The sequence below is a fragment of the Paenibacillus sp. E194 genome, assembly GCF_000935845.1.
GTDB classification, from domain to species: Bacteria; Bacillota; Bacilli; order Paenibacillales; family Paenibacillaceae; genus Paenibacillus_B; species Paenibacillus_B alvei_B.
In genome coordinates, this window is the sequence record NZ_JMDX01000124.1 from 1 (window position 1) to 17,537 (window position 17,537).

15 protein-coding genes and 1 pseudogene are annotated in these 17,537 nt (G+C 43.5%); all 16 read right to left on the reverse strand.

Annotated features, from left to right (window positions below):
• Nucleotides 1-106 precede the first annotated feature (106 nt).
• Nucleotides 107-436 carry a hypothetical protein gene (locus AZ66_RS17175; protein ID WP_044355946.1) on the reverse strand — a complete coding sequence of 110 codons (330 nt, stop codon included), beginning with the start codon at nt 434-436 and terminating at the stop codon, nt 107-109.
• A 182-nt stretch (nt 437-618) separates the two neighbouring features.
• Nucleotides 619-1,581, reverse strand: a complete 963-nt coding sequence (locus AZ66_RS33810) for a DUF5713 family protein (protein WP_442950303.1) — start codon at nt 1,579-1,581, stop codon at nt 619-621.
• A 113-nt stretch (nt 1,582-1,694) separates the two neighbouring features.
• Nucleotides 1,695-2,555 carry a MurR/RpiR family transcriptional regulator gene (locus AZ66_RS17185; protein ID WP_231586918.1) on the reverse strand — a complete coding sequence of 287 codons (861 nt, stop codon included), beginning with the start codon at nt 2,553-2,555 and terminating at the stop codon, nt 1,695-1,697.
• 132 nt (nt 2,556-2,687) lie between these two features.
• Nucleotides 2,688-3,629, reverse strand: coding sequence for an ROK family protein (locus AZ66_RS17190; RefSeq protein WP_044355948.1), 942 nt, complete (start codon nt 3,627-3,629; stop codon nt 2,688-2,690).
• A gap of 48 nt (nt 3,630-3,677) precedes the next feature.
• Nucleotides 3,678-4,382, reverse strand: coding sequence for an N-acetylmannosamine-6-phosphate 2-epimerase (locus tag AZ66_RS17195; RefSeq protein WP_044355949.1), 705 nt, complete (start codon nt 4,380-4,382; stop codon nt 3,678-3,680).
• A 143-nt stretch (nt 4,383-4,525) separates the two neighbouring features.
• Entirely contained in the window at nt 4,526-6,121 is a 1,596-nt protein-coding gene (locus tag AZ66_RS17200; RefSeq protein WP_044355950.1) for an FAD-dependent oxidoreductase, read from the reverse strand.
• Nucleotides 6,122-6,243: 122 nt separating this feature from the next.
• Entirely contained in the window at nt 6,244-7,782 is a 1,539-nt protein-coding gene (locus AZ66_RS17205; RefSeq protein WP_044355951.1) for a DUF4127 family protein, read from the reverse strand.
• Nucleotides 7,783-7,797: 15 nt separating this feature from the next.
• Nucleotides 7,798-8,628, reverse strand: coding sequence for a carbohydrate ABC transporter permease (locus AZ66_RS17210; RefSeq protein ID WP_052648572.1), 831 nt, complete (start codon nt 8,626-8,628; stop codon nt 7,798-7,800).
• 12 nt (nt 8,629-8,640) lie between these two features.
• Nucleotides 8,641-9,534, reverse strand: coding sequence for a carbohydrate ABC transporter permease (locus AZ66_RS17215; RefSeq protein ID WP_021258268.1), 894 nt, complete (start codon nt 9,532-9,534; stop codon nt 8,641-8,643).
• A 102-nt stretch (nt 9,535-9,636) separates the two neighbouring features.
• The gene (locus AZ66_RS17220) at nt 9,637-10,941 is read right to left on the reverse strand and encodes an ABC transporter substrate-binding protein (RefSeq protein WP_044355953.1); all 1,305 of its coding nucleotides are present in this window, start codon (nt 10,939-10,941) and stop codon (nt 9,637-9,639) included.
• A gap of 440 nt (nt 10,942-11,381) precedes the next feature.
• Nucleotides 11,382-14,750, reverse strand: coding sequence for a family 10 glycosylhydrolase (locus tag AZ66_RS17225; RefSeq protein WP_052648573.1), 3,369 nt, complete (start codon nt 14,748-14,750; stop codon nt 11,382-11,384).
• 346 nt (nt 14,751-15,096) lie between these two features.
• Nucleotides 15,097-15,600, reverse strand: a complete 504-nt coding sequence (locus AZ66_RS17230) for a hypothetical protein (protein ID WP_044355954.1) — start codon at nt 15,598-15,600, stop codon at nt 15,097-15,099.
• A 49-nt stretch (nt 15,601-15,649) separates the two neighbouring features.
• The gene (locus AZ66_RS17235) at nt 15,650-16,384 is read right to left on the reverse strand and encodes a leucine-rich repeat domain-containing protein (RefSeq protein WP_052648574.1); all 735 of its coding nucleotides are present in this window, start codon (nt 16,382-16,384) and stop codon (nt 15,650-15,652) included.
• Nucleotides 16,385-16,499: 115 nt separating this feature from the next.
• Nucleotides 16,500-16,709 (reverse strand): annotated as a pseudogene (locus AZ66_RS33815) (DUF2750 domain-containing protein); the annotation flags it as partial.
• A 12-nt stretch (nt 16,710-16,721) separates the two neighbouring features.
• A complete protein-coding gene (locus tag AZ66_RS31475; RefSeq protein WP_156159998.1) occupies nt 16,722-16,898 on the reverse strand; it encodes a hypothetical protein in 177 nt (58 codons plus the stop codon).
• Between the two features lie 46 nt (nt 16,899-16,944).
• Nucleotides 16,945-17,403 carry a hypothetical protein gene (locus AZ66_RS17245; protein ID WP_044355956.1) on the reverse strand — a complete coding sequence of 153 codons (459 nt, stop codon included), beginning with the start codon at nt 17,401-17,403 and terminating at the stop codon, nt 16,945-16,947.
• Nucleotides 17,404-17,537: the final 134 nt, after the last annotated feature.

Here is a 17,537-nt window from a genome sequence, read left to right on the forward strand (position 1 = left end):
TAGTCATTGAAATCTTTATATACTTTAGCCCTTTAATCGGATCATGAGAAATAAATAGATTTCCCCAGTATCCCTTTTAAAGCAAATAGGATCATTACTAGGACTTTCAGTAAAAAACAATATATTTATCTGTTTCTTCTTGTTGAAAATGTAATGATACAAACTCCCATATAGAATTTGACAATGCTTCCCACTCATCCATTTTCTTAAGGTTGTACATGAAATCAGAGCTTTCTATACCACCGAAATGTAAGAAATAATCTTTCGTTTGTGAGGGAATTATCCAATCTAGATATTGCTCTGTCTTTTGAAAATTTTCAGTTTCTAATGTAATCACTTCTACATCATGATCCTCAAGAAAGGATGTCAGGTTTTCTATCCAATTGTCTTCCCCTATTTGTCTAATTGGTAAAATGGGTTCTCTATTTATTTTCATACTTACTCCTTTAATGATAAGATTCTCTCGATCTCTTGGCCAGATTCATTGTACTGCAGCGCTGCTTCTCACCATACTTCGACATGTATCGAGTTAAATCCTACCAAAAAGGGACTGTCCAGAAGTCAGTTTTCAATGACTTTCTGGATAACCCCCTTATTGTCTTTGTGTGCAATTATCTACTACCAATCTCTTTCTCTAAGGGCATCCTCAATATCAAGATCGATCTTATAATATTGTAAAACCGATTTTACTGTAGCAGCAATTGATTCCCTTGCAACCGTCTCTATTTCACTATTATTTTGCCCAAACTCATCTGCCAAATCATTAATGGCTATTGTCATTTCATCAAGTTTTCGTTGAATCTTATTTACATCACGATTCCCTTCTTCTATAAATTGAACAACCCGCAAAATGCATTCCTTTACTTTATCCACTAAAAATTCTGGGTAGAACGGGTCATTATACATCTCCATTAAATAATTGATTTGGGCTGCTTCATTCTCATTTTGTCGATTCTCATCTTTATCTTCTACTCCATATTTAGGAACTCCGGCTTGCCACATCTCTTCCACTGTTTGTAACGGATAGTTATCGATACCAAGCAATCGCTGCTCTTTTAATGGATCGATCCATCGTCCATTCTCAATCGATAGAATTAAGCGACGTACAAATTCGTAACCAGTGTTATACCCAACAATTTCGTAGTTGGTTAACATGTTCGGGTCATTTCTATCAATATTGTATTGGATAATTTCATTCCCCATAAGCCCCTTATCACCGACTGCGGGATCGATTTTCACCAAATTGTATATGAGTTCATCATCACTAAATTCAGACCGATTTCCCCACTGTCCCCTGTCACTACTAATAAAAATCTCTGGTATAGGGATATTCAAATTAGGTTGTACATTTTTTAGTTTCCCTACGGAACACTGCTTGAAAAACCCCTTTAAAACCATACATACGCCGAAAGGTTTATAGTTATTTAGGTCAAGCGGCTTCTCATCAAAATGATTACTTTCACTCGTTATATGAAAAAATGCAACGTATGGACTCTCTAATAATTGAGCAATGATGTATACATTTTCTTTTAATTGTATGGAATGAATATCATTTTTCTTCCAAACAAATCTTTTTAGCATGTCAGCACCCCTTTTTTGTGAGTATCTGGCTATAAAATGACAAAAAGCTCACCATACGATGGAGAGCTTTCTCATTTTATCAACTAATATAATTGAAATTAATGATGTAATCATTAATACAGTTTCTCAGAGATTGATTTTGCCGTTATCTCGCGGTATTTCAGAGCTTCATCCTTTATTTTCAAAGAAACCCCGACATTCAAAATATCAATAACAGCTAGCTGGGATATCTTTGCAGCAAGTGAGCTGCCTTGTAATGGATTTTCTCTAGCAACCATTAACAGTTCGATATCTGCCAGTTTGGTTATAGGGGAACGCGCATTACTGGTCATAACAACTATTTTGGCGCCCGCTTTCTTGGCTAAGCTTAAGTTCTCTAGTGTATCTTTGGTGCTTCCCGAAATGGATATCCCAACAGCTACATCTCCTGGATGCATTAATGCAGCTGTCATGGCCTGAAAGTGCGTATCTGTCTTAGCGAAGCTCTGCTTGCCAATCCTGGTGAAGCTATGCGCGGCCTGTAACGCCGTCAATCCTGAAGATCCGACACCAAAAAAGTGAATATGATTAGCTGCAGTCAGTAGATCAATGGTCTTCTCCAACTGATCTGAACTAATAAGTTCCGAAGTTTGTTCCAGCGTCTCAATATGCATAGATATAACCTTGCGGTTTAAAGTCGCTGCATCATCCTCTTCAGTAACTTCATTATATAAGCGATCGGAAGGCTTAACCATATCTTGTGCCAGAGATAATTTGAAATCCTGAAAACCCTGGAATTTCAGTTTCCGGCAGAGACGAATCACCGTCGTCTCACCGACGTCCGCTCTCTCTGCAAGTTCAGTCACCGAGTGATAAATGATATCCTGAGCGTTTTCCAGAATAAAATTTGCAACTTTTTGTTCTGTTTTGGTTAATCCATTAAAATGACTTCTTATGGATAACAACGTCTTTCCCATTCCCTGCTCGTTAGACAAATCCATTCTCCTTTCAGGTTGCCTAACAAATAATGAACCTGTAGACTAACCTACTATCTAGGATATACACAAATTCCTTCAAAAGGCAAATTAGTATGCTATAATAAGTTACATTATAATGTAACTATAATTTTAAATAAAATAACCCGCTACAGCCCCTACTACACCTCCATTATCTCCTAAAGAAGCCGAGACTACCTCAATTTCCCGAACCCTCTCTCTATAAACAGGAAGCAGCTGGCGCGACAGACTTTCACGAACCGGATTAAGTAAAAAATCGCCTTGCCGAGTAATGGCCCCTCCAATGACAATCCCCTCTGGATTACATGTATGGACCATATTAGCCAGACCAGCAGCAATATACTGAGTATATCTGCTCAGCACGTGAATAGATGCTTGGTTTCCTTCCTGCGCAAATGCGAATATACTTTCCGCGGTACTAATCCCTTCTAGCTCTGCCCCAGCTTCTTCTACCATTCTCATCAATCCTGTAACAGAAGCATACTGTTCCCAACAGCCTATTCTTCCGCAATTGCATGGATAACCACTGTACTCAATAACATGATGGCCTATTTCTCCCGCAAACCCATCCCGTCCTTGATACGGCCTATGATTAATGATCAGGCAACCGCCTACTCCCGTTCCCAAGGTAACACAGATGAAATCGTTCCATTGTCTGCCAGACCCTACCCACGCTTCGCCGAATGCCATCGCATTCGCATCGTTATCAATCAATACAGACAAACCTGTCATGGAATGCAGCCGATTCCCAAGCTCCATTCCGGCCCATCCCGGCAAATTAGCTGTGGCCCCCATTACAACGCCTGTCCGACTATTCACTTGACCGGCAGTCCCTATGCCGACACCTTTTACCTTCCATCCTTGACTGCTTGAATACCTTTCTAATTCCTTCGTAATTTCGGCAATTCGATGTAACAGTGCCTCCCCACCTTCATTTGCCTTCGTCGGACAATTCAAATGATGAATGACCACTCCCTCCGCATTTACAATCCCCGACTTCATATTTGTTCCACCGATATCCAGACCTATAGCTACTTCCCCAGTATGCCCCATCCATAGAACCTCCTCGTTTAAAGGCTGCTGCAACAAAAATAATAAAGACTACATTTCAGGAACATTATGATATTGAAGTATAGCATCCGTATATTTTTTAGTAATCAATTGCGGCCTGGTAATGGCTCCGCCAATTACCACTGCGTAAGCTCCGGCCCGAAGACACTCAACAGTCTGTTCAGGACTTTGAATTCTCCCCTCAGCTAATACGGGAACGCTAACCATTTGACTTAAATCAGCAACTAATTGAATATCTGGTTCCTCGCTCTGGGGGCTGTAGGCTGTATAACCAGATAACGTAGTAGAAATAAGATCAAAACCCAATCTCTCCGCCTCTACTCCTTCTGCTACAGAAGATACATCTGCCATTAATAGTACTTGGTGCTTCTTCCTTATTTCTTTAACCAAATCCGCAAGACAAACATTGCCCGGCCTATTGCGTAATGTAGCATCCGTAGCGACAATATCGGCTCCAGCAGCGATTATACCTTCAACCTCTGTTAAGGTAGGAGTTATGTAAACGTCTGAACCGGTATACTCCTTCTTCCATAATCCGATAACCGGCAAATTCGTCACCTTTTTTATCGCTCTAATATCTTGAGGCGTATTCGCCCTGATCCCTACCGCCTTGCCCATATCAGCCGCTAGAGCAAAGCGGGCCATATAATCACTTCCGTAGAATGGTTCTTCCGCAAGAGCTTGACAGGAAACAATAAGTCCGCCTTTTAAAGTTTGAATAATTGAATCTACCATAGCGCACACCTCCGTAAATAAACTGTTCATTGAGTAATATGTAGCTCATAATACGTACTCTTTCATTTCCTTAGAATCAGTAAACAGCCACCCCTTATTATCAATAGAGTGGCTGTCTGCTGAGTTTTTCTACTCTATCGTTGTTATAGAACCAGATCGTCCGGCCAGTGGATTTGGACCCCTTGCCTTTGAATCAGCGCTTGATAGGCCTGAAGATGCTCCGAATTGGCGTGTACCTCATGCGGCGTCACTTGATTCTGTAGCGCATAGGCTGCTAAATAACCGACCGATTCCCCAATATTCCATTCTGTCGGGTGGAGGCGGTAGCATCCGTTCGTGATTTGAGTGGTGCCGATATTTTTACAAGCGGGCAGCAAATTCTTGACCCGGATCGGCAGTAACGCACCAAGCGGAATCTCGTACGGATAGTTCGGAATATAGAACGTTCGGTTCGTGACGGTCGTCAGGTGAACATCTAGATGATAGCTGCCGACACCGACGCTATCGTCGTAACGGCGAATCCCTTGTTCCCCGCGGATTTCCTTACTAACATCCTGCTCCGTGATGGTATACATCGCTTTAATCCGGCGCGACTCACGAATATACGGGTACTTCGCCAGTCCGTCCTCTGTACCCAGTACATCCGTACGCAGCCGGATGCCAGGATACCCTCGCCCTCCGTCCGGACGAGGCGTCTCGGTCTGGAGCCAGTAGATCAGTGAGAGGCTTAACTGTCTAGCATTCGCCAGATGTTCGTCCCGTTCTGCTTCAGGAACGTCAATAATTGAACCCAGAAAATAATCGTTCTGCGGCCAATTGATCAAGGTGATGTCGCTTTCATATAGCCCAGGCTCGAATAAAGCCGGGTCTATGACGCGACGATACGTCCACAGCGACAGAAGCTCCCGCCCAGAAGCGTCCTTGCCTTCACCTGGAAATAGGGCGAACTTCTTCATTTTCTCCGCGTCATCCGTATCGTTCGCATACCAGCTTAACAGCGGAATATTCGTATGCTTCGGTACGAACTTGCGCCAGAAATCATATTGCTCAGGCTGCTCAATCGTGAAATCGCCACCCTCTACATAATCGAGGGCAAACACATGGGTGATCGACTGCATATCGAGCGGATTTGCCTCTTCCAACGCATGCGGTTCCCCTGTCTCATGCCTGGACTCCGCGCCTATTACATATTCAACCCCCGCTAACGGCAGTACGTCTCCACATTCCGTAGCATCGAGGAAGTACGATCCCCTTAGTACAACTTCTTCACCTGAGCTTATATGTGTAACGGTTACACTCTCTATCTGATCCTCGTTAACTGAGGCTGCAGTTGGTCTGAAATGATACAATACCGTGATACGACCGCTGTTCACATACGGGGCCAACATATCCTCGATTACGCGCAGCGCTACCTTCGGCTCATGGCATAAGCGGCTTACCCAACCATTGCCGGGATTAAGCAGTTCATTATTCTTCGCTTCCTCTGACATCGGATAGTTCTCTCGATAGTAAGCACGCACCCGGTCTCGAAACTCGCGATACGTCTCTGTGCAGCCGAATTTCTCGATCCACTGATGTTCATCCGGCGGAACCGCCTGACTCGTCAGCTGACCGCCGAGCCAATCCGTCTCCTCTGTCATGATCACACGCACGCCCATTTTGGCTGCAGCCAATGCGGCCATGCATCCGCCCAACCCGCCGCCTAGGACGGCGACGTCTGTCATTCGCTCGTTATCCATCTCTCGCTGACTCCTTCTCCGGCGCTTCCAGCATCCACCTGAGCTGTTCATGCGCCTTTTCTGTTATTCGCAAAATTTGTAAACCCTCGCAGTATTAGCGAAGCTCGAATCCTCGTCGTACTTTATTGTCCTTGCTTCGTATCACGGACATGGGTCTTCAATCCGACCTCAAACATCCGACTCCAAGGCATATAGCAATCGTCGATCACGATTTCATAATCATTCTCTGGATGATGTAAATGCTGCTCGATGAACCGAGTTAATCCAGCTCTGACCTGCTCAGCGATTTGTCCCCGCTGTCCGTCGATCAAGAAATAATTGTATCCCGTACCAGGCAGCACCCGATCACTTACATCTCTACGCACGGAGGCACAATAGCCCCCATCCTCGACATAGCGTAGTGACAGGAAATCGCGATGCTGCTGCGTATTGCCATACACGGCATAGATCATGCCTTGAGCAATGCAAGTTCCAAGCGTGTTGCCACTTGTATTCCAGCCTGCATAACCGGCCAATTCGAACAATAGCTTCTTATCGCGAAGCAGCTGCAGCAGTTCAAGATCTGCTCCGTTGGCATAGGCTACATCGGCGATAACACAAGGCTTGCCGAGACGATGAACAATATCATCAGCCATCTCTACCAGTTCAATTAGATTCCGGTATACCTGATACCCTAAATAAAACTGCCCTTGATCATTCGACTCCATCATGCTCTCGCCGGGCGAATTGATGCATAGGGCCATATCGGCTTCTGCCAGGGAAGGCGACATTAGTCCTCCGGCCGCCATAATCTGATATTTAACCGATTCATATAGCACGCGGTCCTCATATAGAGGCATCACTAACGGCCCTTGCACACTGGCAAAATGAACATGCACCCGTGGCTTGCGACGCTCAAAATGATTGATCATGCGGGCAAGTAGCGTACACCCCACTTCGTCCGCCCCGGGATACATATAGACAGACAGCTGCTGCTGACACTTCTTGACATGCTCGCGAACGTGCTGCTGATCCACCGCGGTCAGACCATAAGGAGCCGAGTCATCCTGTGGGATGATCATGAAATCGACGGCCCCGTCCTGCACCAGTTCGATTGCTCTCTTATTTGCTGTTAAATTAACAGCACGGCGCTCCGTATAGTCCTGCCACATGGATTCAGGCAAAACGCCCTCAATCTGCTGCAATTCATCTTGCTCTTCTTCTGTCGCGATGCCCAGTTCCAACCGGTGGCGGATATATCCGCGCCGGAAAATCTCCCTGCCCCAATTCTCGTAATAATCCGGTTCTTCATCACTGCTGGAATAGCGCGGGCAACGCATAATGAGCTGATAAGCAAATACCTGCAAAGCCGGGTTAATCCGCTTCAATTGACGGAGCTTCTCCAATTGCTCCCCGCATTGTTCCTCCGTCATCTCATGCAGCCGCGAGGGGATTATTCCTCCGTATAGCAATGTGTCCAAGGCCACAATCGCTCCGTCTGCATCACGCGCCTGCTCGAATAGCCAAGCCCATAGCTGTTCGATGTCTCCAGGGCGCTTCTTCAACCCCATCATGCTCAAATCCGGACGGACGACATGATAATCCGTTCCCGCGGCAAGAAGTGCCGGAAATTCGTAATTGCACGGACGTTCATCCAGCGGAATATATATAATTTTTCTCATGTGAGTAGTGTCCTCCTATCCTTTAACTGCTCCGGATACGCCTTCCATGTAATATTTCTGGGTGCACAGGAACACGATGATAATCGGTATAACCGAAATGACGGTTCCGGCGGCAATCCAGCCAAAATTATAGGAAAATTGGCCATTTAAAAAGCTGAGCGCGGACGCGATTGGATACTGCTTCGTATCATTAAGCACAATCATCGGCCAGAGGAAGCTATTCCACATCCCCATGAACTCCAATAGTCCGATAACGGCGATCGCCGGCTTCACAATTGGCAGCGCCAATTGAAACCAAATACGAAATTCGCTGGCACCGTCCACTTTGCCGGAATCGCGCAGCTCATGTGGCATGCCCATAAACGCCTGCCTCATTAGGAATACGTTGAACACGGTAACCGCTGAAGGAAGCACGACTGCAAGAAACCCACCCATCATGCCTAGTGCTTTTACCGTCAAATAGTTAACTACCATGCCGGCTGCAGCGGGAATAATCATCGTCGCAACCAGTAGTGCGAAGATTAGATCCCGGCCTTTGAAACGGAATACGGCAAGCGGATAGGCTGTAAGACAAGAAAAGAAGATGTTCATTACAACGCCCATCAGCGCAATGATAACGGTATTCATTAAGTATCTTGGAAAGTCCATGTAATTCCATACTTGGACGTAATTATCAAAGTCGATAAATGTCGGGAAGATCGCCGGCGGAGAGCTGAACACATTCTTGCCGGGCATGAGCGACACACTTAATATCCATAGGAATGGTCCCATCATAAAAATGGCAAACAGAATCAAAGCTCCATACAACAATAATAATTTCACTAATCGAAGTGGTTTTTTTCTCATATCATGCATCCATTAATATGGATTGACACCACCCTTCCGGTTGAATCTGAAGATGACGATACTAAGCGCACCAATCATGACGCTGACAATTAAGCCAAGTGCCGAAGAGTAGCCGAAATTAAATTGCTGGAAACCCTGCTGATAAATATACAAACTCGATGTTAAGGTAGCATCCCCCGGTCCACCCATCGTCAGGATGAACACTTCATCGAACACACGGATTGCCGCCATTAGTGAAATAAGCGTGCAGAAAAAGACATACGGCTTCAACAGCGGAATTGTAATTTTACGAATCGTCTGCGCCCGGCTCGCGCCATCAATCATCGCAGCCTCAGTCAGATCCTTCGGAATGGATTGTAATCCGGCCAAATAAATCATCATATAGTAGCCAAGGCCCTTCCACATCGTAATGAACATCAGTGTCCACAGTGCTGTATCTTTGTTGGACAGCCAGGTAATTGGCTCTTTCATTAACCCTACATTGGACAGCACATAGTTTATGACCCCATTCTGGTTGAGCAGCCAGCCCCAAATAAGCGCTACCGCGACCATAGAAGTAACTACGGGGATGTAGTAAGCCGTACGAAATAATTTAATGCCTTTGACATTGCTATTGACTAGAATCGCCATAAGAATAGATATAATCTGAATAAATGGCACAACAATGACGTATAGCAATGAGTTGAGCAGTGACGTGATGAAGCTCTTATCCTGCAATGCCTTAACGAAGTTATCCAAGCCAACAAACTCGGTCTTGCCTATGACGGAGTAATTCGTCAGCGCCAGCGGTATGCTATAAATAATCGGCCAGAAGACAAATAGGGCCAGTAGAATCAAACCCGGTGTCATGAAGAGCCAAGCCACTGACGCTTCCGACTTGCCGAATCTAGTAAAGAATTTTTTCATGATAGTAATCCTCCACCACCATTAATTAGGTAGTTCAAAAAGTCCACTTTTGAACATCCATTATAGAAATCGGGCAGGACAAGCCTGCCCAATTTGAAGTTTTTAGTTGCCCAAGATTTTGTTAACATCGCTCTCGGCCGTAGTCAATGTCTTCTTCACGTCAGCACCGTTCAAATAAATTTCCTGCAATGCTTTGGTGATGGTCTGATTAACGTCTTTAGCACTCTCAACGCCGATGTAGAAATCCTCGGCTTTATCAAGGCTGACTGCAGATACGGTCTTAGCGACCCCTTCTAGAGTTCCGTCATTCTCCGAGAAGAATGGATCTTTGGCACTCTCTACCGTGGAAGGCAATGTATTAGCAATCTTGGAGAATTCCACCTGATTGGCCGCATTCGTGACGAATACAGCGAAGTCGACCGCTTCTTTCTTATGAGATGTTGCCGAAGGCACGACGATGTTCATCGTGTTGGAATAGCGGATGCCCGCTTTGCCAACCGGACTTGGAACGGCAAGCATTTTGTTGTATACATCCGGCGCGGCTGTCTTGATCTTGTTAATAAATGGTGAGCTGGATAAAGACATGGCTACTTGCTCACTCGCGAAGTATTGCACTTGTTTATCGTAGTTGATAATGTCTTTTGGAATGACGCCGTCTTTTAACAGTTGTACATTCTCATTGACATACGCTTCCACTTCCGGTGTATTAAAAGCTGCCTTCTTATAATCCTCAGTCAGGAACGGCAGGTTCTCTTCTAACAGAGTCCGTGCTTCCATCGTGAATATGTAGCCGTAGGCACCGGTTTTCTCTTTGATCTTGCGACCCCATTCGTTCAATTCCTGTTTCGTCTTCGGCGGATTGTCCGGATTCAGTCCCGCTTTCACCACCAGATCCTTATTCATGAATAGGACAGGCAATCCAGTGTACCAAGGGAGTGCGAACGCTTTGCCGTTCATTTCTGTTGAGGAGTAGATTCCTTGGAAATAAGCTGCCTTCTGATCCGCTGTCAGCTCTTGGTTGAAGTCAACCAATGCATCCTTGGTTCCCATCTGATTGGCCAGCTCCGTATTAAGGTTCACCACGTCTGGCGCATTACCGCCAGCAATATTCGTCATGAGCTTGTTCAGTACAGCATCGTAAGGGTAGTCCTTCCAATCGATCTTGACATTCGGATTCTTCGCTTCATATTCCGCAATCAATTTGTTGAAGTAATCATTGAAAGTCGGCTGCAATGAGATTGTCCAGAACTCTACCGTGACTTGTTCCGCGGACTTCTTGCTATCGTTGTTCCCACTTGAAGCAGCCTCTTTGTTGCCCGATGAATCCGAACCACACGCCGCCAATAGCCCCACCATCATCATTGATGCCAATAGTAATGAAATCAGCCTTCTACCTTTGAAACTCATACCACAACACCCTCTCTTCTTTATAAACAATCTCTCAAAGCTAGGAGGAGAAATGACTATAAGTCCGAAAACGGTAGCGCTTACAAAAAAGCCTTGTTATTCTACGCTATATCTGTAATTGCTCCAATTCATGAATGATTTCGGAATAAGAGTCGTTCCTGCCACCTTTTCCCTTCATGCAAGTTCATTGTAGCATGCATTAAACAAAATCTCCACTATTTTTAAAATATTTGGAGATTATATTCTTCATATGTATTGACTCCTATTCACATTGGCTTTGAATCTATCTATCGAAATATGGCTTAGCGTCGTTCTCCACATTCTAATATAGCACTCGGATTTACAAAACTAAAAATTCGGGGTGCCAAAATCGATCTGCGACACCCCGTGAATTCATTAGAAATTGATAAAGCCTACATATTGCAGTTTCAACTTTGTCGTTATTCTTCGTAGTTCCCTTTATCATTACCAGCGCGCTGAATCGTCACCGTGTAGTTTTTCATTCGTCCATCTTCGGACATCACTTGTAACGTAACCAGATTCGAACCCACTTGAAGTGGTACGAGAATGACCGCATCATTTTCAATATGCTTGCCACCCACGGAAATAACTGAATTCTGATTACTTGTACTCGCCGTAATATTTAGCTCCGTAACCGAATGCCCGACCTTTACCTTGTAATCATACGTCGATGGTGTGAAGGAAGGCGTTACCTTCATTACCTTCTTCCCCGAGCTCACCGTTAATTTACTTAGTTGCGTTTTCGCTGTTTTAGAGAAATAGATGTCTATCATTCTACTGCCATAGTCCAAATCATGCTTCATTCGATTCTTTACTTCATTATTAATCGAGTTGCTTGCAAGAAGTTTGCTTATGCTGTCGATCTTCTGTTTCACGTCACTTGCAGTCTCATCTGTCATATTGGGATTCACATGTAGATCTTTTACAGCAGATTCAAGTTTCTGTATTAGTTTTGCGCCGTCCTTACGGCTCATCCCTTGGAAAGGAACGTATATCTCATTGATTTTACGGATCATTTCTTCCATCACGGTCGCTAGAGGCTTGGTCGTATCATATTGAGGCAAAATTGCCTTATTACGATACAACCCAATCTTCAGCACCTTGTCATACTTATAATTAAATAGTCCTTCGTATTCAAATAATGCGGCTCCAGCTCCATCATTCTTTGTCGCTTCGGTAATTTGATCCACAACAGCCGATGTAGGATTGCCTTGGAACGTGTCCAGACCCGATGAGACGAATGCATTGTCCCCCGCTAATGCCATCGAGTTTTTCAAGTCCGTTACCGTTAATTCCGAACCCGGTGCATAGGACATATGGAACAAGTGATCGATTAAATTATGATCCAACCAGTATTTCGCTTCTTGTGCGTGCGATTTCGGCGCTTCCTCATAATTCGGCCATACCGCAGTTGTAATTTGTAGGTTTGGTTTGATTTGATGCGCCTCGTTCACTACCCGAACGACCCAGGTATTGATCATGTCCGCACGGAATTGCAGCCATTCATCCCAGTACTGATCTCCTGGATGAAGGTTCAGCGGATCAACGCCATATTTCTCGCTGAACAAATTGCGGGTATACGTGTCGTAACCAAAATCATTCGTGTAATCTCCGGATCCTGGATACCTCGCATAATCCAAATGCAGTGAAGCTATGTCATATTTCGTGACAAGTTCATCGTATACAGAAGCAACGAAATCTCTAGCTTGCGGGAGCGCTGGATTAAGCCAATACCACTTGGCATTATGACTGCCTTCTTCATAATCAATACCTTGTCTGCTTTTCATAAGCCAATCGGGATGATTCACCACAACCGGCCCGCCGACAAAGAAGTTCTCCACCCAGGCATGAATTTCAACCCCCTGTTTTTTGCCTTCCTCAATAAATGCTCCAAGTACATCAAAGCCTTCATACAAAGGATTTAACTCGGTATCTGGCAAAGACGTTGGCCAAGTGGTATATCCATTCCACCACGTTTCTAGATAGATGGCATTGATACCGGTCTCTTTGATTTTCTTCACATGATCTCGAACCTGCTCCACGTTCTTTTCCTTCGGCCTCATCCAGAGACCTCGAGTCTGTACTTTCGGAGACTCAAAATTCATGTAACTTGCTTCCGTAACTTTCTGATCTAAGTCATTCAGTAGATCTATCAACCCGTTGGTACCGCTTTCATTTAAGCGCTGTTTGGCCAACTCATAAACGCCCTTTGCCTCTACAATCTTCTGTTCGATATCGGCATAAGGAACATCCATAAATTGATTCTTAGATAACTGGAGCGCCTTCTCTGCGCTATCGATACTTATCGAAGCTTTATCTAAGTAAGATTCCGGCGTAAAAATAACCAACACTTGTTTTTTAGCAAAATCCAGACTCAATTTGGCTCCGACCAGTGCGTTATTCTTTAACCATGTGTTTTTAACCCCATGACCGGATAATACATAGCCTCCGCCTTCAGGAATTTTACTGTTGTTCCCGCCATTGTTCGTCACATATCCGTCCGCATTAACAATCACTTCATTGCCCCATGGGTTCGTGCCAGTCTCCTCGCCATAATTACGATCATAGACGATCATCTGATTCGATCCACGAAATCCTGGATAAGGCACATTGCCAACATTGTCCCAGCCTCCGGGGTTATCTTCTTTTACTTTCGGATTAAATGCATCAAACGAGGTTCTAGCCGCTTGGTAAATTAAACTATCCGTTACGAGCTCAACCTCTGCGCCGATACGAACTTGACCCGCTAGTTGGTTATAGAATGGACTTGTCGATTGAATCGACAGTACATATCCATCCGATGGAATGGAGGAATTGTTATCAAGATAAGCCCCTGTGTTGGGGTCGTATGCAATCGCCACGACGTTGGTTACCTTATTTCCAACGACTGTAAGCTCCATTCCCCAAGCATTCTGATTGGTGGTTGCGCCATAAGTAGGCTGGTACAACACCACCTCTCCCGCTCCACGCGGCCCATTTATTTTATCAATGCCTACCGCAATACCATTCACTTTCAAATACTTGCTAGGCAGAATAGGAATATCTACGTTAATCGCTTGTACGGACTGCCCCACCTCCAAATTCAAGGATGACGCAGCATTGCCAGAAGCCGAAATGACATAACCGTTCGCGGGAATGTAGGTGCCACTCTGACCATGAACACCATATGTGCTTTCCACGACCGATACATCATTGGTGATGATATATTGAACGGTATCTTCAGAGAATGGTTTTGTCATCTCACCAAAATGACGTGTATAGACGGCAATGGTGTTCGCCGGTTGATCCTGATCTACAACGTCAATCGGTATGGTGCCCTGCTCTGTGATGAGCTGTGGACCTCCGACCACCGGTGCAGGCAGCGTGTAGCCAGCAATCTCAACCGGGTCTCCCGGACTCATATTGTCTTTAATCCACTGTTCACTCGATCCGTGACCAAACAGTACAAAACCATTCGTCGGTATTTGCACAGCACCTTCACGATAAGTGACATCCGTAACGCTGTAAGTACCTTCATGATAGTCCACGACTGCAGCAGCCGCATAAGGGTTCGAATCTGTGAGCTTACTACTATTTTCTCGGGTAAACAGGATCATTTCATCTGAAGCTCCGATGGCTCGATTCACTGCTGAAATGCTGATGGTGTTACCGTTTGCAGCTTTCGCTGTGATGGTGTTGCCATCTGCATCTTTTGCTGTGATGGCTTCATCGGCCAACACAGTCAACGTCGTCCCTGAAAAAATGAGAGCAAAACATAAGATGAAAGACAGCGTATTCTTTAATCTCATTTTCAAACCTCCCATGGGTTCATGAAAAAACAGCTTCCCAAGCACTCCATCTTATGTACAACTAATCTCATCTATAAATCTATTTTTATGCCGAGTTTTCTACAAGCATCACCTCCAACAATCGTTATGGGGTATTCCTCTTGATCATAACAGACAACTCACATCCAAGAAAGGATATTTCCTCTTATTTTATAAATAATATTAAATTATTCCTCCATTTTATCTTTACTTTATATGAACGGCATCCATTCCTCCCGCAAAATGGAAGCCGAAACGCAAAACGAGCCTTAGAAGCGATTCTAAAGGCTCGTTTTTGTGCAGACTTTATTGTTGATGTTTTTTACAGTTACCTGCCATCATAAGCATCCCCATACGACTCGAAATTGTCAGCCAACCAAAACCAATTTTCACCTTTACTAGCGTATAAATGCTCTAACAGTTCCGTAAAGCTTTTAGCAATAATCTGACTATCCCCTGGTGTTGCATGGGTTTCCAAAAAACTATCATAGCAATAACCTAAATGAGAATCGCTTAAGTCGATGCTGATGTACTGGTTTATTTGTTCAGATTCAGCAATTAGATACCACTCATTACTAATATCTCCCTCCAGCTCATCCCAAATGACATCATCCTCTGGATAAAGCCTTTTACTAGTTGGAAGAAACTCATTTGAAGAAACTATTTTTATTCCATAAGGCTTATCTAAAAACATTTGTAAAGAGTCATAATGGCTAAAGAAATAATTCAAATCTTCTGGAAGAGCTAATTCATTTGTGAAATCTGTTGTCCGCTTCACAAGTCTGCAATTACTATCCTGTTCAATTTTCTGAATAATCTCTATTATCTTCATAATTACTCCTTTAATCTCAAATTTACTTGCATGTAGTATATGTATCGCTCTATTCAAAGTCTTGTTTGTTCAGCAAATTTAGAAAACTGGCTGTAATTGTTTCCTTCATTCCCTTGGTGTGTCGCGGCAATAGATGAAGTTTCCTTATATTTTTCAATTTTAGAATAGGCGTAATATCTCGGCTCTTATTCTCTAATGCCAGGATCAAAGATAAATACTCCAATCGCATTAATTCTCCAACAGGCTCAAAGCTTTTAACTGGCTTTCCCGTCCCACTCATTCGTCCATGATTAAGACTTAATTCCTTTATATTCGATAAAGTGGCAAGAGCCGTTAAATCGTACAAGTGATTCATACCATAGATATATAAGGTTTGCAGGTTCTGTAACCCTATCAGAAAGTTCAAATCTTTTACTTGGGGCAAATTCGCCAAAATCAACACTTCTAAGCTATGTAAACATGACAAATTGGGGAGATCCTCCATTTTTCCAGAGGAAATTTGCAAGTACTTTAAATTCGGCAATGTAGAAAATATTCGTAATCGCTCCTCATCTAGATCAGTGAGGTAAATTCCTTCTATTATTTGATTACCGACCAGCGATTCATAATTCACATATTTCTTCTTGGATTTTTTCAGAGGCGTAAATAAGTCAACAATCCGTGTATCTTCTTCCAATGTAGCAAGATCAAAGTTCTCTACTCTCCGAGTCCCCTCAATAACGCCCAAATGAGCATAATAGGAGACAGGAGATTTCTCGTCCAGCAAATATCTCTCCCAGTTCATCTTGTTCTCTCACATCCTTCTCAATGACGACCGTACTGCATGAACACAGTCTGTCAGTATGTTCGTAATCAAGCAAATCGTAAAGAAGAAGCTTTATGCTGAATTAGCATGAGCGCTATTCATATTGAGAACATTCATACAACAAATTGTTTTTAAAGTCATCCGCAGATACTCTCACAACGTCTGGATCTTCCGGAACTTTGAATACAACTACATCCGTTCCCTCTTCTGACAGGTTAGGCAATATCTCATCTAAGAGTTTATCTAAATGTATTTTTTGCGTTTGACAGTTCTCCCACTCATCTTCTATGCATTTCATAGCATACTCTTTAAATGGCTAAATCGGCATAGACAGATTTCCCTCTTTATCTGAGGTGGTAACAAATCCATCATTTAATTTCAAAGACCAAGCCTCTTCCCAGTCTGCAATACTTACGGAGTAAATATATCGATCTCTAGCTGATCTTTTTATCATGGCTTTAAACTCTGGACTTGATTCAAATCCTTTACTCATCGTAAACTCCTCATTTCTTCTCTATTAAGCCAACATCAAACTATCTTTATTTATCAAGATCTACAGACCAATCAATCTCTTCCTTAAACCAATTGTTCAATTTTGTTGAACCGTTATCCATTTGAATAGGGATCTCCCTTGCCCACATTTTAATGTCATTTATGAACATCTCTTTATCAAGTCCTTCAAAGTTGTGTTTCTTTAGCGCAGTGTTTAGGAACTCTAAAAATAGATTCCCCAAATGATACCGTTGCTCTACTTTATACATTTTTTCATATTCTTCTACCTTGACTGCAATATCGATTGTCAGATAGTTATCTTTCTTCGTGTATCTAATAAATGACCTTCTTCCATAGGATTCAGGCAAGCATCTAAAACCTATCCCGATCGAGACATCAACATGACCATATCTTGAGTTTATGTTAGATACCAATGCTTTTCTTAATTCACTAGCTAATTCACCAACTCTCGCACCTGCAGTATCTGAAATTATTGAAAAATCCATACAGCGCACCTCCTACTCAGAAATGATTCCTTTCTTTTTCTAGGAACAGAAACCAATCATCCTGTTCAGAATCCGGGATCACCCTGCAATATCCAGATCCAAACACATCATTTTTCAAAAAGAAATCTAATTCT